The 24,012-nt window shown below is 67.4% G+C and carries 15 protein-coding genes and 2 pseudogenes; 7 read left to right on the top strand and 10 right to left on the bottom strand.

Going from position 1 to position 24,012, the window contains the following annotated elements; all coding sequences use genetic code 11:
- Positions 1 to 134 precede the first annotated feature (134 nt).
- Positions 135 to 1,502, bottom strand: a complete 1,368-nt coding sequence (locus MQC88_RS11120; RefSeq protein ID WP_243322058.1) for an OmpP1/FadL family transporter — start codon at positions 1,500 to 1,502, stop codon at positions 135 to 137.
- Positions 1,503 to 1,737: 235 nt separating this feature from the next.
- Here MQC88_RS11120 and MQC88_RS11115 point away from each other — a divergent pair, with 235 nt between their 5' ends.
- Together MQC88_RS11115 and MQC88_RS11110 are read left to right on the top strand one after the other, a co-directional pair.
- The gene (locus tag MQC88_RS11115; RefSeq protein WP_243322056.1) at positions 1,738 to 2,430 is read left to right on the top strand and encodes a rhomboid family intramembrane serine protease; all 693 of its coding nucleotides are present in this window, start codon (positions 1,738 to 1,740) and stop codon (positions 2,428 to 2,430) included.
- Between the two features lie 50 nt (positions 2,431 to 2,480).
- Positions 2,481 to 2,804 carry a DUF1820 family protein gene (locus tag MQC88_RS11110; RefSeq protein WP_243322054.1) on the top strand — a complete coding sequence of 108 codons (324 nt, stop codon included), beginning with the start codon at positions 2,481 to 2,483 and terminating at the stop codon, positions 2,802 to 2,804.
- A 121-nt stretch (positions 2,805 to 2,925) separates the two neighbouring features.
- Here the strand turns inward: MQC88_RS11110 and MQC88_RS11105 are convergent, their stop codons facing one another.
- Positions 2,926 to 4,845 carry a M4 family metallopeptidase gene (locus MQC88_RS11105; protein WP_243322052.1) on the bottom strand — a complete coding sequence of 640 codons (1,920 nt, stop codon included), beginning with the start codon at positions 4,843 to 4,845 and terminating at the stop codon, positions 2,926 to 2,928.
- 436 nt (positions 4,846 to 5,281) lie between these two features.
- Between MQC88_RS11105 and MQC88_RS11100 the strand changes: the two are divergent.
- Positions 5,282 to 6,391 (top strand): annotated as a pseudogene (locus MQC88_RS11100) (PilT/PilU family type 4a pilus ATPase); the annotation flags it as partial.
- A 184-nt stretch (positions 6,392 to 6,575) separates the two neighbouring features.
- Here MQC88_RS11100 and MQC88_RS11095 read toward each other — a convergent pair.
- From MQC88_RS11095 to MQC88_RS11080, 4 genes are all read right to left on the bottom strand, one after another.
- Entirely contained in the window at positions 6,576 to 7,670 is a 1,095-nt protein-coding gene (locus MQC88_RS11095; RefSeq protein ID WP_243322049.1) for a hypothetical protein, read from the bottom strand.
- Positions 7,671 to 7,828: 158 nt separating this feature from the next.
- A complete protein-coding gene (locus MQC88_RS11090; protein ID WP_243322047.1) occupies positions 7,829 to 8,815 on the bottom strand; it encodes a TraB/GumN family protein in 987 nt (328 codons plus the stop codon).
- A gap of 309 nt (positions 8,816 to 9,124) precedes the next feature.
- A complete protein-coding gene (locus MQC88_RS11085; protein ID WP_243322044.1) occupies positions 9,125 to 9,658 on the bottom strand; it encodes a hypothetical protein in 534 nt (177 codons plus the stop codon).
- 4 nt (positions 9,659 to 9,662) lie between these two features.
- Entirely contained in the window at positions 9,663 to 14,642 is a 4,980-nt protein-coding gene (locus tag MQC88_RS11080) for an RHS repeat domain-containing protein (protein WP_243322043.1), read from the bottom strand.
- Between the two features lie 517 nt (positions 14,643 to 15,159).
- Here MQC88_RS11080 and MQC88_RS11075 point away from each other — a divergent pair.
- The gene (locus MQC88_RS11075) at positions 15,160 to 15,633 is read left to right on the top strand and encodes a helix-turn-helix domain-containing protein (RefSeq protein WP_243322041.1); all 474 of its coding nucleotides are present in this window, start codon (positions 15,160 to 15,162) and stop codon (positions 15,631 to 15,633) included.
- Between the two features lie 39 nt (positions 15,634 to 15,672).
- Here MQC88_RS11075 and MQC88_RS11070 read toward each other — a convergent pair.
- The 3 genes and pseudogenes from MQC88_RS11070 to gpmI form a co-directional block, all read right to left on the bottom strand.
- Positions 15,673 to 17,091 (bottom strand): annotated as a pseudogene (locus MQC88_RS11070) (S41 family peptidase); the annotation flags it as partial.
- 199 nt (positions 17,092 to 17,290) lie between these two features.
- Positions 17,291 to 18,517 (bottom strand): murein hydrolase activator EnvC family protein, encoded by a 1,227-nt coding sequence (locus tag MQC88_RS11065; protein WP_425491625.1) that lies wholly within the window; start codon positions 18,515 to 18,517, stop codon positions 17,291 to 17,293.
- Positions 18,517 to 20,088 carry a 2,3-bisphosphoglycerate-independent phosphoglycerate mutase gene (gene gpmI, locus MQC88_RS11060; protein ID WP_243322040.1) on the bottom strand — a complete coding sequence of 524 codons (1,572 nt, stop codon included), beginning with the start codon at positions 20,086 to 20,088 and terminating at the stop codon, positions 18,517 to 18,519. Before gpmI ends, MQC88_RS11065 begins: the two co-directional genes overlap by 1 nt.
- Before the next feature lie 142 nt (positions 20,089 to 20,230).
- Here gpmI and MQC88_RS11055 point away from each other — a divergent pair, with 142 nt between their 5' ends.
- The 3 genes from MQC88_RS11055 (at position 20,231) to MQC88_RS11045 (ending at position 23,369) form a co-directional block, all read left to right on the top strand.
- Positions 20,231 to 20,908 (top strand): DUF4097 family beta strand repeat-containing protein, encoded by a 678-nt coding sequence (locus tag MQC88_RS11055; protein ID WP_243322037.1) that lies wholly within the window; start codon positions 20,231 to 20,233, stop codon positions 20,906 to 20,908.
- Positions 20,909 to 21,015: 107 nt separating this feature from the next.
- A complete protein-coding gene (locus tag MQC88_RS11050; RefSeq protein WP_243322035.1) occupies positions 21,016 to 22,761 on the top strand; it encodes a M28 family metallopeptidase in 1,746 nt (581 codons plus the stop codon).
- 218 nt (positions 22,762 to 22,979) lie between these two features.
- Positions 22,980 to 23,369 (top strand): MAPEG family protein, encoded by a 390-nt coding sequence (locus tag MQC88_RS11045; RefSeq protein ID WP_243322034.1) that lies wholly within the window; start codon positions 22,980 to 22,982, stop codon positions 23,367 to 23,369.
- 78 nt (positions 23,370 to 23,447) lie between these two features.
- Here the strand turns inward: MQC88_RS11045 and MQC88_RS11040 are convergent, their stop codons facing one another.
- A complete protein-coding gene (locus MQC88_RS11040; protein WP_243322032.1) occupies positions 23,448 to 23,963 on the bottom strand; it encodes an MgtC/SapB family protein in 516 nt (171 codons plus the stop codon).
- Positions 23,964 to 24,012 lie beyond the last annotated feature (49 nt).

Here is a 24,012-nt window from a genome sequence, read left to right as displayed (position 1 = left end):
GAAGGTAGTCCGCCGTACCGAGGTCCCGCCTCGTCGTGACCAAGCGCCAAGCCAGATCCGCCGCTCGTGGGGACGGAGCACCAAAGAAAAGCCCCGCAGAAGCGGGGCTTTTCGTCCTGCGTTGCAAGCGTGGATCAGAAGCGGTACTGCGCCGACACGCCGAACAGGTCGGCATGGCCGTCGAAGTCGCCGACCAGGCGCACGCCGCTGGACGACGTGGTGTCCACGCTCGGGCTGTCGATCTGCACGCGCATGTAAGCCGCATCGACGCTCAGCGCCTCGGACACGTTCCAGCTCATGCCCAGGGTGTAGACCGTGCGGTCGTTGTCGGGCAGGCGCGGGGTACGCGCGGCATCGTTGGTCGGGGTCTCGTCGAAACCGACGCCGGCGCGGAAGGTGAAGGCGTCGCTGAGATCCCATTCGCCACCCAGCGAATAGAACATGGTGTCGTCCCAGTTGAACGGCTCCTGCGCCAGGGGCGCGCCGCCGGGGCGATAGATTTCCACCGCGGCCAGCGAGCTCCAGCCGGTGAGCTGCGCATCGGCCATCACCCGGAAGCCGTCGTTGACATTCCACTGCACGCTGACGGTATCGGTCGACGGGGTGTCGAGGTTGGCCCAGATCGGACCGTTGTCGTAGGCATGCACGCCCAGCGCGCCGAACGTGGCCGGCACGCTCGGATCGGAATGATCGAAGGTGGCCGTGCCGGTCAGGGTGTGGTGGATCTCGGAACGGTGCGCGTAGCCGATGGCGACGCTGTCGCTCGGGCGGAACTGCACGCCGGCGACCCAACCCCAGTCGTTGTCGTCGCCCTTGACCGTGGCCAGCGCGTCGGAACCCTGCGGCTGGAACGGATACGCCGGGTTGAAGCAGTTGGCCGGGTTCGGCGGGTTGCCGACGCACAACGCGGTGCCGAAATCGACCGCATTGGACAGGGTGACGTCGGCGTGCTGGTAAATCAGGCCGACGCCGACCGAGAAGCGTTCGGTGAAGGCGATCGCGGCCGACATGGTCAGGTCGATGGTCTTCACGTCGGAGGTGATGGCGCTGTAGCGGCCAACCCAGTTCGGGTCGTATTCGGTCTTCAAGCCGAACGGCGCGCTGACGCTCATGCCCAGGGTGACGTTGTCGAGGGCGCCGCTCAGCGGGAACACCGCCGCCATCGCCGGGACCAGGGTGGCGTCGCCGGGATCGCCACCGTCGCCGCCGCTCACCGGGGTACCGACGGCGGTAGTGCCGGTGCCGTCGAAGTCGGCGGTCAGGTCGATCAGGGTGAGGTCGGCCTGCACGGTGGTCTTGTCCAGGTTGGACATCGCGGCCGGGTTGTTGAGCACGACCGAAGCGTCGCCCCATGCGACCGTGGTGCCGGCATTGGCGCGGCCCATGTTCTTGACGCTGTTCTCACGGATCTGGAAGCCGGACGCATCGGCCGAGCCGAAGGCCAGCACGCCTGCGATGCCCAGGGCGAGCGCGGTGAAGGTATGGCGGGAAGCGGTTTGCATGTGCACGGTCTCCGGTGTGCGTGGTTTGTGCGTGTCGTGGCACGGCACGGGCACCAGGATTGGCCCGCGTCCGCACAGCCGGAAGCCCCCTCCCGACGTACGACGCCGTATGCACTATAGCCTGCATTTAACCGAATGGTAACGTCCCGTCCGCGACCGTACGGTCGCGACGCGAAGCGTCCGTTGCGGCCGCGTGGCGGTATCGTGGCCGCGTCCCCGCCAACGGTCCCGCGCGATGTTCGTCGCCCTGCCCACCCGGAGCCGCCCCAGCCTGCGCTGGGCCACGCCGCTGCTGTTCGCGGTGCTGTGGCTGGCCTACCTGTGGGCCAGCACCCGGCCGGAATCCGCGCGGAGGCTGTGGCTGCTGGACTGGGGCGCGCTGACCGGTGGCGCGGCGGTCGCCGATACCTGGCAGGCGCTCTGGTTCGATGGCCGCTGGATGCGGCTGTTCAGCGCCCTGTTCCTGCATGCCGACTGGGCGCACCTCACCGGCAACCTGGTGTTCCTGCTGATCTTCGGGTTGCCTGCCGAACGGGTGATGGGTGCCTGGCGCTTCGGGCTGCTGTTCCTGCTCGGCGGCGCGGCTGCCAACCTGGCCGCGGTGCTGGCGATCGGCACCCCCGACCGGCTGGTGATCGGTGCCAGCGGCGCGGTCTCGGCGGTGATCGGCGCCTACCTGGCGCTGTTCCCGCGGGCGAAGCTGGGCGTGGTGCTGCCGCTGGGGCTGTTCCTGGAGTTCGTGCGCGCGCCGGCGTCGCTGCTGATCGGGATCTGGGCCCTGCTGCAGGTGGTGTTCGCCTACATCGGCCCGGCGTTCGGCGCGGTGGCCTGGGCGGCGCACATCGCCGGCTTCGCCTTCGGGGTGCTGTTCGCGCTGTTCGTGCGCGCGGCGATCGCGCGGCGGCTGCGCAAGCGGCGCGGCTACTGAGGTCAGCGGCGATCACCGCGGCGGCCGTGCGCGCCCGCTAGAATCGCGCCATGTCCAAGCCGCTCTACAAGGTCACCTTCCTCAACCACGGCCGCGTCTACGAACTGTATGCGCGCCGCGTCGGCTCCAGCGCGCTGTGGGGTTTCACCGAGGTGGCGGAACTGGTGTTCGACGTGCGCGATGGCGTGCTGGTCGACCCGACCGAGGAACGCCTGCGCGACGAATTCGGCGACACCCGCGCCTTGCACCTGCCGATGCAGAGCGTGGTGCGGATCGAGGAAGTCGAGAAAAAGGGGGCGGCCGCGATCCGCGACGCCGTCACCGGGGAAACCGTGGTGACGCCGTTCCCGCTGCCGGCCAAGCCGCGCTCCTGAGCGGCAAGGCCCGGCCAAACGAAAAAGCCGGAAGGTGCTCGCGCCCCCTCCGGCCGATGAAACCCGCTGATACCTGTCGTGCATCCGGCCGGGAACGCGGTCCCGGCCGGATGCCGGTGGGTCAGAAGGTGATGCTCCAGGTGTCGATGTAGCCGGTTTCGCCGGTGACCGAGTCGACCACCTTCAGCTTCCAGGTGCCGTTCAACGGCTCGCCCGACAGGTTCACCTGGTAGGTCGCGTTGACGTTGTCGGCCGTGTCCCGCGGCCTGCGGGCCTTGAGCCGGTACTTGCTGTTGTCCGGGGCCACCAGCGTGACCGTCAGCTGGCCGCGGTTGCTGTGCAGGATCTCCACGTGCACCGGGGTGCTGGACTGGCCGTTGCCGCTGCGCCCGGACACCGCGATCGGGCTGTTGGCCTGGCCGCGGTCGGGGATGCTGTAGTTGTTGTCGTTGGTGTAGGTCTGGGTGCTTCCACCGCCGCAGGCCAGGCCCACCACCGCGAACGCCGCCGCCACGTCGGTGTCGTCGTAGCCGTTGTCGATCGCGGCCTGTTCGACCTTGCAGGCGCCGCCGGCCATGGTCTCGTCCGGGACCCAGTAGTCGCGGTTGGCGTTGGCGAACACGCGGAACGCCGACTCCACGTCCCAGCCCGCCGTCGTCGCCAGGGCCCAGAAGGCCTTGTTGTAGATGCCGGAGCTGTAGTGGACGTCGATGTTGTCGTTGTAGTCGGCGAAGTTGTCGATCGAGATGCCATCCAGCGGCGGGTCGTACATGTAGCGCAGCGCCTCGCCCGCGGCCTTGAAGATCTCCGCGCCCACCTCGAAATCGGCGGCGCCGCGGAAATACATGTCGGCGGCCTCGCCGGCCATGTCCGAGAACGCCTCGTTCATGCCGCCGGACTGGTTGTCGTAGATCAGGCCCGAGTTCTGCTCGGTGTAGCCGTGCGACACCTCGTGCGCGGACACGTCCAGGCCGACCAGCGGATAGAACGTGCTGCCGCCATCGCCGAAGGTCATCGACGAACCGTCCCAGAACGCGTTCTGGTAGGCGGTGCCGTAGTGCACCTTCATCGTCAGCTGGAAAGTCAGCGGCGCCTCGGCCAGGTAGTCGGCATACATGTTGTAGACCACGCCGCCGAAGAAGTGCGCGTCGTTGATCGGCGAGAAGCCGCCATTGATGGTCTTGTAGGTATTGCGATAGCAGGCATAGACGAACGGCGTGTTGTTGCTGTTGCCGCCCGGACCGTCGAGGTCGATCGAACGCACGTTGGCGTTGTTCATGGTGCAGTTGGCGCCGCTGACCGCCACGTCGTTGAAGCCGTAGTCGGTGCCGTACTCGTACTGCCCGGTCTTGTTGTTGCCGCCGGGGCCGGTGCCGACCAGGTCGGTGGTCAGGCCTTCCCAGCGCTTGAGCACCTTGCCGGTGTTGGCGTCGAGGATCAGCTGCGGGCGCGTGGGCGACCCGCCGGTGGCGGTGTCGGCGAAGAAGTCGACCACCCAGCTCAGGTGGGCGCGGTTGCCGGCGTCCACGTAGATCATCTGCCGCACCTTCTCGTTGCGGGTGCGCATCGCGGTCACGCGGTTGCCGAGCGCGGCGCGCTTGGCCAGCACCAGCGCCTGGCTCTTGGGCACGCGCGCGGCGACCGACGGCAGCTCGCTGGCAAGGCCGGTGACCATGCGCCCGTACAGCAGCCGCACCGCGCCGTCCTTCTTCTCGCTGACGATCACGTGTTCACCGAATACCGGGATGCCGCGGAACGTCTGCTGGTAGCGGTAGTTGCGGGCGCCATTGCTGGCGATGCTCGCCTTCCTGAGCGCGACCAGGCCGGACTCGCGATCCATGCCCAGCATCCGCGCATGGCGCTGGCTGGTGGTGCCGGAAACCAGCGTCGCCTTCTGGCTGTTGACCTTGGCGACGTTGAGGCCGTGCAGGTCCACGCGGTTGGCGGCGTAGGCCGGCACCAGGACCAGCGCGGACAGCGCGACCGTGATCCCGGTGAAAAGCGCATGCGTGCGCATGCGATTGTTCGAATCGTGCGACATCTTTGGGTTCTCCCCAGCAAAGTTGATGGACCACCGCCATGACCACCATGGCGGCGGCAAGTCCCCTGACTCACGGCTGCTGGGCTGCGACCAATCCCGACCGTCCCCCGACGCTATACCGACTTGTTAAACCGTGCAAGCGTCACATTTCGATTTTGCGGCGAACGGTTTTTTAACTTCTGCGCTCGCAGCCGCGACACGAAAAAGGAAGGCGGGAACGGCCAAGCAGGCCACGGGCGATGCCTGCGCCGGGCGCCACGCGGACGCCTTCATCGCCTGGCTGCGACAGACCGCGCTCATCGTTGATCCAGGTCAGGACGCCGCGGCCGCGATCGGCACAGGCTCGGCTGCACGAAGCGATCGATCACGGGGCGCAGCCCTGGTCCACATCGTCCCCGATCACCGGTGGCCGCCCGCAGGCGGCAAGGCAACGCACATGAACACGCCACTGCACGACTCCCTGCGCCAGATGGTGGACGCCAAGGCTTCCGACCTGTTCTTTTCGGTCGGCGCACCGCCGGCGCTGAAGATCGACGGCATCCTCGCCCCGCTGGACGCACCGCCGCTGACGGCGGACGTGATCAACGCGCTGGCGATGCAGGCGATGAACGAGCGCCAGCAACGCGAGTTCGAGGACACGATGGAGATGAATCTGGCCATCGACATGGCCGACGCCGGCCGCGTCCGCGTCAACCTCTATCGCCAGCGCGGCAACCCGGCGATCGCCGTGCGCTACATCACCAGCCAGATCCCGACGCTGGAGCAACTCAACCTGCCGCCGGTGCTGGACGACCTGGCGCTGGCGCCACGCGGGCTGGTGCTGGTGGTCGGCGCCGCGGGCGCCGGCAAGTCGACCACGCTGGCCTCGTTGATCGACCACCTCAACACCCAGCACGCGGTGCACATCCTCACCGTCGAGGATCCGATCGAATACATCCACACCCACAAGAAGTCGATCGTCGACCAGCGCGAGGTCGGGCTGGACACCCGGAGCTACGCCAACGCCCTGCGCAACACCATGCGCGAGGCGCCCGACGTACTGATGATCGGCGAGATCCGCGACCAGGAAACGATGCAGGCGGCGATCGCCTACGCCGAGACCGGCCACCTCTGCCTGGCCACGCTGCACGCCAACAGCGCCAGCCAGACCCTGGACCGCATCATCAACTTCTTCCCCGACAGCACCCACCACCAGCTTTTCGTCGACCTGTCGCTCAACCTGAAGGCGGTGATCTCGCAGCGCCTGCTGCGCGGCGTCGACGGCCGCCGCCTGCCGGCCGTGGAAATCCTGCTGTGGAGCCCGTTCGTCGCCGAACTGATCGAGAAGGGCGAGATCGCCGCGATCCGCGATGCGATGAAACAGAGTTTCGAACTGGGCATGCTCACCTTCGACGAGTCGATCTACCGGCTCTACGCCGCCGGCCGGATCAGCTACGACGAGGCGATGGACAACGCCGATTCGCGCACCGACCTCGGCCTGCGCATCCGCCTGGAAGGCCCGCACCCGCCGGGCGGCGACCGCGACGAACTCGCCGGCGCGCGCGTCGACGGCCTGGATGCGGAAGGCCGGCCGGAACCCGCGGAGGAGGCCACCGGGTACAAGTCGGCGTTCGGCGCCACCGCGGCGTCACCCACGGGCGAGGCGGCGCCGGCAGCCAAACCGATCCCTTGACTGCCGGCGCCATTCGCCGCGCTGGCAGGCGCTCACTCGATCGACGCGCGAGCGCGCGTCACCGGTCGAGACGATGCCATGAGAACGCGCCGTCCGCATAGCGCATGTAGCCGTACGGGTTCGCGCAGACGACTGCCTGCGCAGGGCCGGGCTTGTCCGCGGTGGCAACCAGCGCCGGCGTACTGCCGGAAAAGTCGAAGACCTCCACCGAATCTTTCCCAACCGGGCTGTTGACCACCGTCAGCATCGCGCCCTGGCTATGGATGGCGCTGACCGGATCGTCGGACACCATCCGCCAGCGCCGGGCCTGCCGGTCGAGCATGCCCCACCCGTACGCGAACCTGACCGGCTGCAGGCGCGCGTCGCCGGTTTCCAACAGGCTGTCGACGTATTGCCTGCCCGGCACGGGAACCACCTCCAGGGCGTGGTTCGGGCGCAGCGCATAGAGGCGGTTGCCCATGACAGCAAAGCCGTCTGCGTCGGAATACAGCAGCAGGTCGTCGATGCCGCCGGGCGCGAACTCGAAGCCGAGGGGGACTTCCTGGCCAGCGATCGCATCGCGCACGGTCGGCGCCATCGCGCCATCCAGGTAGTAATACGACTGGCCGTCACGCGTCAGGCGGACGCTGAAACGGCGGAAGCCGTCGCCGAAGTCGGAGGTGAAGGTGGAATCACCGACCAGCTTCCAAGGGGACCGCTCGAACACCCGGACCCTGTAGGTGTGCGCCAGCCGGGGCGCAGACGTCACGATCATGACCCGATCGGCCTGGTAGTCGACGGCCACCAATCCGCCGTCGACTTCGACCGGGCCGGCCTCCGAGACGTGGAAGTTCCGGCTTGATCCCTTTTGATGCATCGTCACCGCGATGACGGCGCCCTTGCCATCCGGCGCAGCCCAGATCTGGTCGCTCTTGCCGACGGTTTGCGGAAGGACATACTTCCAGTCGATGCCCTTGGCGGTGGCCTGATAGACCGTCGTCGATCGCGCGCCGCGCACCACGCCGAGGGTCGCCTCCGGCGCATGGCAGCTGATGAACTTGCCGCCCCAGGCGCCGGGTGTGCCCGCCCGCTCGATCACGCCGCCGCAGGCAGCGCCGCATGCCAGCAAGCCTATCGCGGCTAGGAACGTTTGCAGTTGAATGCGTGCATCCATGAAAAGCCTCCTGAAGCGGGTCAACCGGAAGATGGCGAGAACGCCGTTGGGCTCGCCAGCGTCTCGCTACACCCACGGCAGTCACAACTGGCACGGCCGTGACGAAGCCAGCGCAGCGGTCACCGCGGCACCGAGCCGTCTGTTGGGCCGGAATCTCCTCAGGGCCCGTTGACCGTGTAACCGCGTGCGCGCAGTTGGTCGAGATAGTTGTCGGGGCCGACCAGGTGCTCCATCGGTACGAATGCAACGGTGGACATATTGCTGGCGAGCGCTGCTGTTGCCTCGCTCATCCAGCGTGCCGCAGCGCTGTCCTCGATGTTCGGCAGGCCATACTTTGCCGAGAATTCCGGGTCGACCAGCGCATCCGAACAGGCGGCGCTACTGCGCCCGAGTGCCTCGAACTGAAACCGAGAGATCTCGCCATTGGCCCAGGCGTTGGCATTGGTGATCATCCTCGGCAGGTCGGTTTCCACGGCATCCAGGGTGGCGGCCAGGCATGCCGCGTCACTCAACTGCCGGCTACGAAGCTCGGCCAGCGCGGCCTTGGCCGTGGCATTGCTGACCTCCACCTCCACCCGCGGCAGGACGCTCCTGACTGCATGCGCCTTGATGGTGTCTTCCAGCGCCGGATAGACGATCGGCTTGTCGCTCAGGTGTGCCTGCTGCATCGCGGCCTCCAGCAACGCCTGCGCGGCGACGATCGGCCGCTTTCGCTCGACCCTGGCGTTGTGCGGGAGGTACCTGGCCTTCGCCTGTAACCAGCGCGCGTACAGCTCCGGTGGCAGCACTTCCCCCAGCGTCCGGCCGTCCGGGTTCTTCTTTGCGCCCAGGTACTTGATGCCCAGCATGGCCTGCTGGAACAGGTTGGCGTGCACGTTGACGCTGTAAATCGGCGCCCAGATCACCGCCTGCGACCGGGCAACCAGGTCGCGCACTTCGGAGGCATCCCATTCGATGCCTGATGGCAAGGGCGAGAGCGTACCCATGATCCACAGGTCGTGTCCGTCGTCCTTGTAGGCCTGCCACAGGCCCGGCCCGCCGACGCGGCCGCTGACCACCACGGTATCGAGCAGCGTGGGCTCGGTCGCCCATGCAGGAACCGGGAGTTGTGCCGGCGCGGCATGCTGCTGAGCGGAGGCGGTCATGGTCGCGGCGCATAGCATCAGCAGTGCCGGCAATGCTCCTTTTTGCATCGAGTCTTCCGAAGAGTGAAGGGTGAAAAGTCTTTGCGTTCCGGGGCAGCACGGGGAGCCGCGCGACGCTACCCCCACCGATTGATCTGCGGGTAAATAAGTACTCTGATCCTATGTTCTCTTGGCTATTTTGCCCGCTTGTTCTTGTCTGCTTTTTTGAAAACTACTCTGACCCCTGATTCGTCGCTGACCCGTGTTTTCGGCCATGTGCGTTCTGGGCGACCAAGAAGTGAACCTGCCCCCGTTACTCCCTGACACTTGCTACTTTTGCGAAAAGAGATCCCTCGCTACATCCCTTATAGACCGGCCAAAAGCAGGGTCCATCGGACATTTTTGACCTCCTGACTTGATTGGCGAGCAGGGGCGAAAGCTGGACAAAAATCCAGAGACATCCGGATCAAGCCCCTCGCTTGGCTCAATACGGACTTCTACTACCGGCTCTCTCTGCCGCGAGGGAAGCATGACAATCACCCTTGCCCCATCACTTTCATTTATTTTTCCTGCCACATCCCACCCAGAGACCTTTATTTTCATTAGATAAGAGCCTAATGAAGTCTCCCGCGACTCATTGACAAACGCGGTCGCAAGAAGCCTCTCACCTCTCCTAATTTCGAAGGAGTGCACATCCGCCGGAACAGAATATAAAACCTCTGTTGCGGAAGGAAGCCGAAAACAAACATGCGGCGCAAAAACGGTGCATGGATAGGCCGTCAAGTCCCGCTCATTTGCGCGAGCACTTGTTAGCGTAAAAAACATGAAGCACGAGAGGATGAAAAACTGCCTGAACAACTTCATTACTCTATTCCTCCTCATTCCTAATGACATTCTGTTTGTAATTCATGATCTCATCGAAGTTTCGATCTTCGAGTTTTCCTGGAACTGTCTTCATTATGTTTCCATCCCAACCAGGAACACCCTTCTTATCTTCTGCGCCAGCCACATGCAATATCTCGTGAGCACCAACGCCGTTTGAGACGAAACGATCTAGAACATCAATTTTCACGGTATTAAAATTAGTACTCCATGGACTTGATGTCGTCGCATAACTCAAACCGGACGCGCGATCCGTAGGACCAGCTTGCAAAATGATGGTGTTTCTAGCGGCACGAGGCGTGCTCTTGTTGGAATCCGTCAGAATGAATGTAACTTTCGTGTCTTTCCCGGCAACCTTATAGGTGCCAGAAAGACTCGAAACTTGCGATTTCAGTGCATCAATATTTTCCTTAGTTGCCTCAGCACCCTTAAACACTGCAGGCACTTCAATCTTCAAACTTCCATCCTTCATTTTTGTCATAATGGCTGCTCTACCATCAGGATCTGTGAACTGATAGGGATTGTTGTTAGCGTACCAATAGCGATTGAACAGGATTCCCTTCTTCGAATATGCGGCCACCGGATCCACAGACAAGAACCGACCTATCTGCGGATCGTAATAGCGCTGCTGCATGTAACTCAGTCCCGTCGCCGCGTCACGGACGTGGCCGGTATAGCCTGGTCCATCCATCAGCGGCCGGTTGAGCAGCTTGCCGTAGGGCTCGTACTCGCTCCGCTCCAGCACCGCGTGCGGGCCGTTGGTCACCGCCACCGGGCTGCCGAGCGCGTCGGTGTGCTGGTAGCGGTTGGCGTTGGCGCCCGTGGCCGTGTCGTGGGTGAAGTCGTTGACCAGGCTCCCGGCCAGGTACAGGTAGCTGTGGGTCTGGCCATCGCGGCTGTTGTCCTGGTACAGCAATTGCCCGTCGCGGCTGTAGAACGACGCGATGGTGCCGGCGGCACTGGTCGCCAGTACCCGACGGCCGTAGCCGTCATACTGGTACGCCTCGACCGCACTGCCTGCGTACTCCACGGCCCGCAGCCGGTTGCCGTAATCGAATGCGTAACGGGTACCGTCCTTGTTGGACAGGTTGCCCCGTGGGTCGTATCCCAGGCCAATCACAGAAGTGCCGCTGCAGCTGCCGGTCTTGACGTTGGTCAGGCGGTTGCTGCCGTCGTAGCAGTAGTAGTGGTTGCGCCCCGGCGCGACGACATGGGTCAGGTTGTCCAGCGCGTCGTAGCCGTAGTGGGCGCCGGTGCTGCCGTACGTCGGCGAACTCACGTCGGTGAGCCGGTCCAGCCCGTCGTACGCCATGTCGCGGTTGCCGCGCTGGTTGCGGCCGGTGGCGCCGTCGGTGATCGCCGCCACGTTGCCGTTGGCATCGTAGTCGTAGGCGTCGTCCAGGATGGCCACGGTGCTGCCGTCGCTGGCCACGTAGGTATCGCGGCTGCGCTCGGGCAGGCCGCGCAGGTTCTGGGTCATGGCGTGGTGCTCGCCGTTGCCGTAGTTGAACGATTTCAGGGCGCCATCGGGGTAGTACGTGACGCCCCACACACCCCCGGTGACGCCGGTTGGCTGCCCGAGCGCATTGGGCGCGTACTGCACGACGCGACCGTCCGGGTATGTCTGGCTCGCCAGGTGGGCACTGGCATCGAATCCGTAGCCCACCGACCAGATCCGGCCGTCGGCGTGCGTGCTGGACTCCCCGGTAAGCAAGCGGCGCCGGTTGTAGGCGTAGGCGTTGGCCACACGCCCGGTATGCGCGGGACCGTTCCAGGTGACGATCGTGTCGGGCAGGCCATCGGCGGTCCAGCTCCAGTCCTGGTCGCCCAGCCCGTCGGGGAAGCGCAGCGTGCTGACCCGGTTGCGAGCGTCGTAACCCCGCAGCACCGCCACCGACTGCAGCGCCGCGGGCGGGATGGCATCCGTATCGCAAGACGTGGAAGCCGCCAGCCCGGTAGCACTCCAGGCCTGGTTGCCGGCGGCGTCATAGCCCATCAGGGTGGCTCCGGTCTCCGGTTCCGTAACCTTGCACAGGCGCTGATAGGCGTCATAGAAATAGTTGCGGGTCTGGCTGACGCCGTCGCCAGACGTGCTGCGATTGATCCATAGCGGCTTGCCGAAGACGTCTCGGGCGATCTGCGTCATCGCCCCCGCCGCTGCCGTGATGGCCAGCGGTGACTCGGTCGTAGGCTGGTCCCAGGCCTGGTACTGCGTGACCGTGGTGGCGATGTTGCGCGGATTGGTGGTGCGCGTCTGGAAGCCGTCCAGGTAAGCAGTACTCGTGACCAGCGTGCCGAGTTCCGAATCCTGCTTGACCTTGGTCACCCGTCCCAGGGCATCGTAGAAGGTGTGGACGCCAGGCAGGGTTGATGCCGTAGGCGTAGACCCTCCGGTTCCGCCCGTACCGCCGCCGGTACCGCCGCCCGTGCCGTCGCCCGGATCGCCCCCTGTACCGCCTCCCGTACCACCGCCGGAGCCACCGCCGGTATCGCCTCCATCCGGTGGGGGCGGATAGTCAGGCTCGGTCGGCATCAATCCCGCGCTTGCGGAGCTGAGCCAGAAGCCGCTGTCCATCTTCGGCGCCACGTTCGTTGCATACGCGGTGTAGTCCGCCTGGCCGCTGGGTGCATAGGAGGTGGCCAGGTAACGATCGGTGTCGCCCACGTCGCTGGTGTCGTACTCCCGCGTCAACACCGGGCGCCAGAGTGCGTCGTAATACGTGATCGTGCGCTGGTAGCCATTGGCGACCGTGCGCCGCCAGTGCCCGGCAGCAACTCCGTATTCGCTTGCGCCGACGCGCAGGAACCCCATGGTGGTGTCGTGCCAGGTGCGCTGGTCGTCGGTCGGATAGGTGATCCGAGCCAACCGTCCCATTGCGTCGTGCTGGTAGCGGGTGGTGGCTCCTGTCTCGTCGGTCACCGCCGTGATCTCGCCGAAGTCGTCGACTTCGGCCGACATCACGGCGCCCTCCGGAGCCTCGGGCGTGGCCGGGAAACGGATCTCCGTGGGAATGCCACGCTGCCACCCGTCGAGCGTGGTGGCCTGGCCGCGCCCGTCCGCGACCGTTTCCAGTTCGCCATTGGCGTGATACGTCATCGTCTGCTGCAGCTTGCCGAAAGCCCAACTCTTCCACGGCAGGTCGCGCGAATCGTAGTCGGTGCGCGCGCTCTGGATGCCGTTCACCGTGGTCGAGGCCACCTGCCCCAGCACCCACTCATCAGGGTTGTCGTGGTACGCGGTAACCTCGGTGCGCATGACGCTCAGGCTGCTGTCGCGGTTCACCGATACTGGGCGCGCGAAACTGTCAAACGCGGTGGCCGTCCATGTGAAGTCCTCCCCCTGCTGGGTGACCTGCTTTTTCTTCAGCGGCGCCCAGGTTTCCAGCTTGACGGCATTGCTGCTGCCACCCACCAGGCTGCTGCCGATCCGTGCCGGATATGGGCCGCCGTCCGGCGCCGCATATTCGAATGTTTCGCTGCGCAACAAGGTGGATGCCCCCTGGTAGAAGTCGATCCGGGTTTGCCTGCCCTCGTCGGGCATCCATCGCTTTGGGTTGGGCGCCCCGGCACGGGTGCTGTAGGTATGCCGCGTCCGGTTATGGCCCGGGTCGGTGATGTCGACATAGGCCAGGCTCTGGCATCCGCCGGCGACGCAAGCATCCGCCAGCGTGCTGCCAAGGGCCGGGGCATAGGCATAAGTCCACGTCGAAGCGGCCATCCCCGGCCCGGAGATCGTGCGCTTGACGAGTGCATACGTGCCGAAAATGGGCGGTATCGCCTCGTATGGTGGCGTCCCGTTGTTGTAATCCACGCACTCGCTATACACGTAGCTGCGGCCGTGCCAGATGGCCTTCCGCTCGAACTTCCCAATGGCGCCGCTTGGCGCGGTGATGGTGGCGGTGTAGATGCTGGGCTGCTGCATGAAGCCGGTGGCGTCACGGACGCTGCAACTGCCCATGCCGCTCAAGGTCGCGTCGGTCGGCGCGCCATCAAGCGCGACGGCGCCATTGAACGACCATTGCGAGCCGTCCGGCTGCACGACCGCCTTCAGAAAGGCACCGTCGCTGGTGACATTGGAATACTGGTACTGCCAGGTGCGGGCCGAACTGCTTCCGGGCTGCTGCGTGATTGACTGGATCACGGGCGCATCGCTGCGCCATGCCAGCGAGACCAAGCGTCCGTCGCTACTCGAGATGCTGGAAAGCCTGTCTCCGGCGTAGCTGTACTTGAGCCAGTTGCCGAATCGGTCCTCGATCCTGGTCACATACATGGTTGCGAAGCTGCGACGGGTGGTGATCCATTGCCCGCCGGTGTCCATCTCGCGCACCGATTCGGCCGGCTTGCCAACCAGGTAGTCCAGCCAGTACTTCGTACCTCCAGGCGACACGGCAAGGAATGCTTCCCCGACCTGGCCGTTGGCGGTGCTGTCCAGGCAACCGATTTGCCAGTTGTCGGCGGTGATGCCGGTAAAGACTATCGCGTGCCCCCCCAGCACGATCGCGGGCGTCCGGTCATATCCCGACGCTCGCTTGAGCAGCGGGCGGCGTTCGCCATCCTCGGAGACGAGTTCCATGCCGTGCCACCATGCGTCCGAGGCCGCAGGCGGTGCCGCGAACTGGCTGCAACGGGCATGGCCATTGGCGCTGCTGCCCCATTTTTCGCCGACTTCGCCGGGCGCCATCACCAGGGTTTCGACCCGCGGAATCGACAGGTCCCATACGCCGAACGCCGGTGGATCCAGACCCTTGTCCTGCTGGGAGGTCGCGGTTGTGCGGTTTACCATGATCGCAGGGCCGATGCCTTCGTAAACCAGGTCGACCTGGCTGAAGCTCAATTCCCCTGTATAGAGGTTGATGCGCTCGCCGAAGGGCGTTTCTCCACCTGGACTGATCGCCTGCGAGATTTTCAGGCGCTTGTTGTATTCGTCCTGCGGTGTCACGTCGGCATGCGCCAGCCGGCTGGCCATGCATGCATACAACGCGACCACGACCATCCCTGTCCCCAGCCTTCCCATTGCTCGACCCCTTGTGCGATCCCCAGTCACGAACAAGGTGTGACGGCGGGCACCGGAAGGAAACCCACCTTGCGGTGACGGCTGGTAGCCCATGCGCCACCACGCCACCGCAGGGCGTTGTTTTGCATGCCGATGGCGTACACCGGCCATCGCAATTGCCCGATTGCAGCGACTATCGGTCACGGGGTGAAACCTGCTGGAAGTCCATGGGAGGCGATGCGGCAACAAATCCAGTGGCCATGCATTCGCTGCGTCTATCGCATTTGAGTCGACAACAGTTCGCCGGCCTTGCCGGTGCGGGACGGACCAACATCAGCCCTTTGGTCATGTAACCGTTTGCAGGCAGTTGATCGGAGCAGCGGCCGGGTCGACCAGCGCGATTCACGGGTTGCAGCGGCTATTGGTCGCCGCTGGGAGCTGTTGTATCGTCGCCACGTCGCCGGGAACGCGACGACCCTTGGGGAAGGGCATGACACCAGAACAACGCATCCGGCTTGCGCGCCGGCACGCCGGGTTGTCGCAGGCCGGACTGGCGCATGCGGTCGGCGTGCAGCGCAGCGCCGTCAGCCATTGGGAAGCCGCCAACGCCAAGAGCCCGAATGCCGCGCACTTGCGCGCGATCGCGGTCGCGACGGTGACGAGTTTCGAATGGCTGGCAACCGGCCGCGGGATGATGGCGCTCGGCAACGAACAGATACTGGATTCGATCCCCGCCGCCGATGCCGTGCTGGTCGAGGAAGCGATCGAACTGCGCCTGGTGCGGGCGTTCCGCGACATCCCGATGGCGTCGCGTGCCGCCCTCGTCGAAATCGCGGAAGAACTCGCGGTGCAGCGCATCGGCCGCGTTCGCCGCGTGCGCGCCAACGCTTCTTCGCCGTCGCTGCGCAGCCACGGGCGCGTCTTGCGCAAGCCGCAGTACAAGCCCGGCGTGCTGCCGGACTGACCGATCGATCGACGCGCGCCGCGCGCGTCAGCGCTTCGCCGCCGCGGCGCCGGCACCCATCTTCTTCAGTTCCGCCAGCGCGGCCGTGATCGGCGCGTCGCCGTCGAGCACGTCGCCGGCGTTGCTGCCGGCTTCGCCCTCTTCGCCGTCGCCGCGCAGGTGGCCGGGCAGCAGCGCTTCGGCGTAGTCGGCCTTGCCGCCCGCGCCATTGGCGGGGTGCAGCACCACGTCGGGCTCGATGCCGCGGGCCTGGATCGACTTGCCGCTGGGCGTGTAGTAGCGCGCGGTGGTGAGCTTGACCGAGTCGCCGTTGTCCAGGGGCAGCAAGGTCTGCACCGAGCCCTTGCCGAAGGTGCGGCTGCCGACGATGCGCGCGCGGTTGTTGTCGTCCAGGGCGCCGGCGAGCACTTCGGCGGCGCTGGCCGAACCTGCGTCCACCAGCACCACCAGTGGGGCGCCATGCAGCAGGTCGCCGGGGGTGGCGCTGAACTGCGTGTCGCTGATGCGGGTGCGGCCGCGGGTGCTGACGATCTCGCCGCGCTCGAGCAGGTCGTCGGCGATCTGCACCGCCGACACCAGCAGGCCACCGGGGTTGCTGCGCAGGTCCAGCACCAGGCCGCGCAGCGTGTTGCCGGATTCGCCCTGCAGGCGCGCCAGCAGCTTCTCGAAATCGGCGGCGGTGTCGGCCTGGAACGCGGCCACGCGCGCGTAGCCGTACCCGGGCTCCAGCATGCGCCCGCGCACGCTGGCGACGCGGATGGTCTCGCGCATCACCGGCACGTCGAACGGCCTGGGCGTGCCTTCGCGCACCAGCGTCAGCACCACCTGGGTGCCGGGCTTGCCGCGCAGCGGGCCCTGGTCGTCACTGCCGGGCTGCAGCGGCTTGCCGTCGACGGCGATGATGACGTCGCCGGACTTGAGGCCGGCGCGCGCGGCCGGGGTGTCGTCGATCGGCGCGATCACCTTGATGGTGCCGTCGGCCTGCGGCTGCACTTCCACGCCGATGCCGTCGTAGGCGCCGCTGGTTTCCTCGTCGAAGGCCTGGGCGTCGTCCTTGTCGAAGTAGGTGCTGTGCGGGTCGAGGTCGAGCAGCAGGCCCCTGACCGCCGAATGCATCAGCCGGTCGTCTTCGACCGGGTCGACGTAGGCCTCGCGCACCGCGTTGTAGACGGCGACGAACCGCTGGATCTCGTCCAGCGGCACCTTGCTGGCGGCGCTTTCGGTGGCGTCGGGGTCGTCGATGGGGGCGATGTCTTCGGGTCGCTCCTGCGCCTGCGCGCGCGCATCCTCGCCCGGCTCGTCCACCGGTTCGGGGAGCGCCTGTTGCGCGGGCGGCTGCGCTTGCGCGGGGGCGTCCTGCACGGTGGATTGCGGGGTTTCCTGCGCATGGGCAGGCACCAGCAGTGTCGTGGCCAGCAACGCCGTGGCAAGCAGCAGGGACAAGGGGGCAATGCGCATGCGGGAACTCCTGGGACGGTTGCGCGGCGTGACGCCTGTTTCAGCCTGGCTGGTGTCGGGGCCTGGGAAAGCATGAACGCGGGTGCGCGGCGGAAAACCAGGCCGGCCGCTGCGCACGGAACGACGGTGCTTGCGGACAGCGGCCATCAGACCACGGCGCGGGTGAACGGGTTCGCAGTGGGCGCCGGGGCAGTCCCGGTCACTGTTTCTGCAGCCAGGTGTTGGGATTGACCGGGTCGCCGTTGCGGCGCAGTTCGAAATACAGCGCTGGCGGCCCGGCGCCGCCGGAACTGCCGACGCTGGCGACCGCGTCGCCCCGCTTGACGTCGTCGCCGGCGTCGCGCAACAGCGCTTCGTTGCGCGCATACAGGCTCATGTAGCCGTTGCCGTGGTCGATGATCAGGATCAGGCCGTAGCCGTTCATCCAGTCGGCGAACACCACCTTGCCGTTGGCCACCGCCTTGACCGTGGAACCGGTCGGCGCGCCGATCAGCAGGCCGGAGCTGTTGCCGCCGTCGGGCAGGGTGCCGCCATAGCCGGCCAGCAGGTTGCCCGACAGCGGCCAGCCGAGGCCGCCGACGTGGACCGGGGTGGCGTTGGCGACCACCGGCGGCGGCGGCCGCGGCCCCGTCTTGCCGGCCTCGCGCGCGGCGCGCGCCGCGCGTTCGGCGGCGGCGCGGCGTTCGGCCTCGGCGCGCGCGGCGGCGGCGCGCAACTGCGCCAGCAGTTTTTTCAGCCCGGCGACGTCGCTGCCCAGCGCCTTCTCGCGGCTGCGCTTGTCCTTGTAGCGCGTGTCCAGCTGCGCGACGGTGCGTGCACGCTGCTTGCGGTCGCCCTGCAGTTGCGCCAGCTGCGCGCGCTGGCGCTCGCGCGTGGCGTCGAGCGCGCGTTGCTGCTCGGCGATGCGTTGCTCCAGCGCTTCGAGTGCCTGCAACTCGGCGGCCAGCGTGGCGATGCGCTGCGCGCGGTCGCGTTGCAGGTAACGGTGCCAGGTGAGCACGCGGCTGGCGTCGGCGACCTTGTCCTGCGCCAGCAGCAGCTTCAGCGGCGCGTCGCCGCCGACGGTGTAGGCCGCGCGCAACAAAGTCGCCAGCTCGGTCCGCTGCGCGCCCAGCCGGCCCTGCATCTCCGTGCGCCGCTGCCGCAGTTGCGCCAGCGACGCCTGCTCGCGCGCCAGTTGCGCTTCGGTGTCGTGCAGCGCGCGGCTGGAATGGCCGAGTTGCTCGTCGACGGCGCGCAGCTGTTTCGACGCGTCGCCGCGCTGGCCTTCGATCTTGCGGCGTTCGGCGGCCACCGCCTTGAGCTCGCGCTGCGCCTTGTCGAGCTTGCGCTGCGCATCGCGGCTGCTCTGGGCGCCGGCCACGAATGCGAGCAGCAGCGCCGCCAGCGCCGCCGCCATCGCCAGGCCGGTGCGCGCGCGCGGCATCAGTCCCCGGCCGCCATGCCGGTGCGGCGCAGCAGGCTGGCACCGGTCATCTCCGCCGGTTGCGGCAGGCCGAGCAGGTCGAGCATCGTCGGCGCGACGTCGCGCAGCGCCCCGCCATCGCGCAGCCGCGCAGCGCGGGCACCGACGTACAGCAGCGGCACCGGGCCGACGGTATGCGCGGTGTGCGGCTGGCCGGTGGACGGGTCGCGCATCATTTCCAGGTTGCCGTGGTCGGCGGTGACCAGCAGTGCGCCACCTGCGGCGCGCACCGCCGCGCTGACCGCGCCGATCGCGACGTCCACCGCTTCGGCCGCGCGGATCGCGGCCTGCAGGTCGCCGGTATGGCCGACCATGTCCGGGTTGGCGATGTTGCACACGATCACGTCGAAACGCCCCGACCCGATCGCGGCAACCAGCTTCGCCGTCACCTCCGGGCAACTCATCTCCGGTTGCTGGTCGTAGGTGGCCACGCGCGGGCTCGGCACCAGGATCCGCTCCTCGCCCGGATACGGCGCCTCGCGGCCGCCGCTGAAGAAGAAGGTGACGTGCGCGTACTTCTCGGTCTCGGCGATGCGCAACTGGGTGAGGCCGCGTTCGGCCAGCAGTTCGGCCAGCGTGTGCGCGAGGTTGTCCGGCGCGAACGCCACCGGCGCCGGCAGCGACGCGTCGTATTCGGTCAGGCAGACGAAGCGCGCCAACCGTGGCCGCCGCGCATCGAAGCCGGCGAACCCGGGATCGACGAACGCCGCGGCCAGCTGGCGCGCGCGGTCGGCGCGGAAATTCATGAACACCACCGCGTCGCCGTCGGCCATCGGCCGTGGTTCGCCCTCGACCGGCGCGATCACGGTGGGGGCGACGAACTCGTCGGTCTCGCCGCGGGCATAGGCCGCTTCGAGCGCCGCCTGCGCGTCCAGCGCGCGGTAATCGGCGCGGGCCTCGACGATCGCATCCCAGGCGCGATGCAGGCGTTCCCAGCGCTGGTCGCGGTCCATCGCGTAATAGCGGCCGCCGATGCTGGCGATGCGGGCATTGCCAAGCTGCGCGCATTTGTCCTGCAGTGCGACCAGGCTGGGCAACGCGGACTTGGGCGGCATGTCGCGGCCATCGAGGAAAGCGTGCACCGCCACGCGCTCCACCCCGGCGCGATGCGCCAGCTCGAGCATCGCGAACAGGTGGCGCTCGTGGCTGTGTACGCCGCCGGGCGACAGCAGGCCGAGCAGATGCAGGGTGCCGCCGTCATCGACGACCGCGGCGCAGGCGGCCCGCAGTTCCGGGTTGTCGAAGAAGCTGCCGTCCTCGATTGCGGCATCGATCCGGGTCAGGTCCTGGTAGACGATGCGCCCGGCACCGAGGTTCATGTGCCCGACTTCGGAATTGCCCATTTGCCCGTCCGGCAAGCCGACATGGCGGCCGGAAGTCTCGATCAGCGTGTGCGGGCAGGTGTCCCACAGGCGCCGCCAGTGCGGCAGCCGCGCCTGCGCCAGGGCGTTGTCGGCGGGATCGTCGCGATGGCCCCAGCCGTCCAGGATCAGCAGTACCACGGGCTTGGGAACGGGAGCAGGGCTGGCCAAGGCGATCGATCCGGTGACTTCAGGCAGGGGCCGATTGTAGCGAAGCGCCGCATGCTGCCCGAGTCGTGGCACGCGACCCGCGCTTAAACCCTCGCCGCCGCAGCCGCATCCCAGCACGACACCCTGCCCATTGGACCAGACCATGACCCGTACCCGCCTCGCCATCGCACTCGCCGTCCTCGCCGCGGTCGCCACGCCCGCCTTCGCCCAGGGCCAGGACATCGATAAGGTCAACGGCAGCATCACCGCCGAAGCCGGCCAGCAGTACGGCGACCTGGAAACCGTCAATGGCAGCATCCACCTGGAAGCCCGCGCGCGGCTGGGCGACGCCGAAACCGTCAACGGCGGCATCAAGGGCGCCGACGACATCCACTCGCGCGACCTGTCGACCGTCAACGGCGGCATCCGCCTGGGCGAGCGCGCGCAGGTCGATGGCAGCGTCGAGACCGTCAACGGCTCGGTGTTCCTGGATCGCGGCAGCCGCGTGTCGCGCGGCGTGTCGACCGTCAATGGCGCCATCGGCCTGGTCGACACCGACCTGGGCGGCGGCATCGAAACGGTCAGCGGCGACATCACCGTGGGCGTGGGCTCGCACGTCAAGGGCGGGATCCACGTCGAAAAGCCGAACCGGCACGGGTTCTCGCTGCACATGGGCAAGCAGCGGCCGCCGAAGATCGTGGTCGGCCCTGACGCGGTGGTCGAAGGCGCGCTGGTGTTCGAGCGCGAAGTGACCCTGTACGTGCACGACAGCGCGCGCATCGGCACCGTCACCGGCGCCACCGTGGTGCGCTTCTCGACGCCGACGCCGCCGCAGCGCTGACCGGCGCATCCGACGCCGCCGGCCGGCGGCGTCGGCGGCCTCCCCGGCCCGACCCGCGCGAACGGCGGCTGCTAGGATCGGGATTCCACCGGTTCCGGAATTCCGCAATGCCGCATCCGTCCACTTCCCGCCCCCTGCTGCTCGCACTGGTCGCCGCCACCGCGCTGGGCGCGTGCGACCGCCAGCCGGCGTCGCCGCCCCCGGCCGCGAAGGCCCCCGCCACGGCGGCTGCCGCCTACGCCTTCCACGATGCGATCGATGCCGGCGATTTCGCCCGGCACGTCGAGGTGCTGTCGTCCGACGCCTTCGAAGGCCGCGGCCCGGGCACGCCGGGTGAGGACAATACGGTCGAATACATCCAGGCGCAGATGCAGCGCATCGGCCTGCAGCCCGGCAACCACGGGCAGTGGTTCCAGACCGTGCCGATGGTGGAGACCACCGCCGACGCGGCCACCACGCTCGCGATCGACGTCGCCGGCAAGCCGCACGTGCTCGAGTTCGGCGACGACATGGTGATCGGCACCCGCAGCGGCCAGCCGGAAGTCAAGATCGACAACAGCAAGCTGGTGTTCGTCGGCTACGGCGTCGATGCGCCGGAGCAGCAGTGGAACGACTACGCCGGCATCGACGTCAAGGGCAAGACCGTGGTGATGCTGGTCAACGATCCGGGTTTCCACGCCGGCGACGACAGCCTGTTCGAAGGCAAGCGGATGACGTACTACGGCCGCTGGACCTACAAGTTCGAGGAAGCCGCGCGCAAGGGCGCCGCCGCCGCTCTGATCATCCACGACACCCCCGGCGCGTCCTACGGCTGGGACGTGGTGCGAAGTTCCTGGTCGGGGACGCAGTACGACCTGCCGGTCGCCAGCGACCCGGCGCCGCGGCTACCGGCGCAGGGCTGGATCACCGGCGAGGCCGCGAACATGTTGTTCGCCGACGCCGGGCTGGACCTCGGCAAGCTCCGTGCCGCCGCCAACGAGCGCGGTTTCAAGCCGGTGCCCATGGACGCGACGCTGTCGCTGGACCTGAAGAGCACGATCGCCGAGAAGTCCTCGCGCAACGTCGTCGGCCTGCTCCCGGGCAGCACCCATCCCGACGAAGCCATCGTCTACATGGCGCACTGGGACCACCTCGGCAAGCACGCCGGCGAGGCGGGCGCCGACGGCAACGGCGACAACATCTACAACGGCGCGGTCGACAACGCGACCGGCGTGGCCGGCATCCTCGAGGTCGCCGAGGCATTCGCACACCAGCAACCGAAACCCGAACGCTCGCTGCTGTTCATCGCGGTGACGCTGGAGGAATCCGGCCTGCTCGGCTCGCAGTACTACGTCGCGCACCCGGCGATCCCGCTGGACAGCACGGTCGCGGTGTTCAACATCGATGCCATGGGCGTGTACGGCCGCAGTCGCGACATCACCGTGGTCGGCATGGGCAGTTCGCAGCTGGAAGACCTGCTCAAGCCCGTCGCCGAGGCACAGGGCCGCGCGCTGCACGCCGAGACCCATCCCGAGGCCGGCGGCTATTTCCGTTCCGACCACTTCAACTTCGCCAAGGCCGGGGTGCCTGCGCTGTACATCGACGGTGGCGAGGACCTGGTCGACGGCGGCAAGGCCGCGGGCGAGGCAGCGGCCAAGGACTACAACGACAACCGCTACCACAAGCCCGGCGACGAATACGACGCGTCGACCTGGAAGCTCGACGGCGCGGTCCAGGACCTGGAAACCGTGCACGCGATCGGCCGCACCCTGGCCGGATCGCGGCAGTGGCCGAACTGGTACGACGGCAATCCGTTCAAGGCCGCGCGCGACCAGGCCCTCGCCGGCCGGCAGGATGGCGCGCCGGCGAAGTAGCACGCCGGGCATGCGTCATCGAGGACGGCGCCCTGGTGGCGCCGCCCGCGTGTCCAGGGTGCGCTTTGCCGCTCGCCGCTCCCATTGCCGGCGCTTGACCGACCTGCTTTCAGGGCGATGAAGGCGGCACCCGGATGCCTCGCCGCTGCGGGCGATCCGCGCGGGCATCAGGCCGGCGGCGTTCGGCTAAGCTGCGGATTCCCTCCGGAGAACGAGCCATGGCCATCGCCTACTGGTGCATCCTGGTCGCCGCGCTGCTGCCCTACGCCTGGGTCATGATCGCCAAGGCCAGCGGCCAGCGCTACGACAACCGCGACCCGCGCGCCTGGCAGGCGCGGCAGGACAACCCGCGATCGCAGCGCGCCAACGCCGCGCAACTCAACGCCTTCGAGGCGTTCGCGCCGTTTGCCGCCAGCGTGCTGATGGCGCAGCTGGCCGGCGTCGACCCGCAGCGCATCGCCATGCTGGCGATGGCCTTCGTGGTGCTGCGGGTGCTGCATGGCGTGTTCTACATCGCCGGCATCCACGCATTGCGCAGCCTGGCGTGGTTCGGCGGCTACGCCTGCGTGCTGTGGCTGATGCTGCAGGCGGCGCTCAGGCTCGGCTGACGACGCCCGGCCGGCCGCGCCGGACGCTGGCACATCGCGGAAATCCGAAAGCGCACCCGGGGCGACCGCAGGCGGTCGTCAGCGGCGCCGCGGCCCGCTCCCGCCGTCGCGCTTGCCGGCGCCGCGCTCGATCCAGCTCAACACCACCAGGGTTGCCAGCGTCAGCAGCGTGGCGCCAAGCGCGAGCAGGTTGGCGTGCACGCCGGCGGCGATGCCGATGGTGGCGGCCATCAGCAGCGACGCGGCCGTGGTCAGGCCGCTGACGCTGTCGCCACCGCTGCGGCGGAAGATCGCGCCGGCGCCGAGGAAGCCGACCGCCGCAACCACCGCCGAGATCAGCCGCATCGCATCGAGCCGCAGGATGTCGTGCTCCGCCCGTGCTTCGTAGTGGTTGGCCAGCAGGTCGCCGAGGCCCACCAGCAACGCGGCGGCGCCGGCGACCAGCATGTGGGTGCGGAAACCGGCGGGGCGGCTCTTGAGTTCGCGCTCCACGCCGATGGCGCCGCCCAACAGCATCGCGTAGCCGACCTGGAGCAGCACCGCGAGCTGGTCGTGCCAGCCCTGGCGCGCGAAACCGGCAATCCACTCGTCCATGGCGCCAGCCTGCCGCAACGGGCGTCACGGAGGCGTGTCGCCGCATTGG

Source organism: Cognatiluteimonas sedimenti (assembly GCF_022808325.1).
Taxonomy (GTDB): Bacteria; Pseudomonadota; Gammaproteobacteria; order Xanthomonadales; family Xanthomonadaceae; genus Cognatiluteimonas; species Cognatiluteimonas sedimenti.
This window is presented reverse-complemented; position numbering and strand designations above follow the sequence as displayed.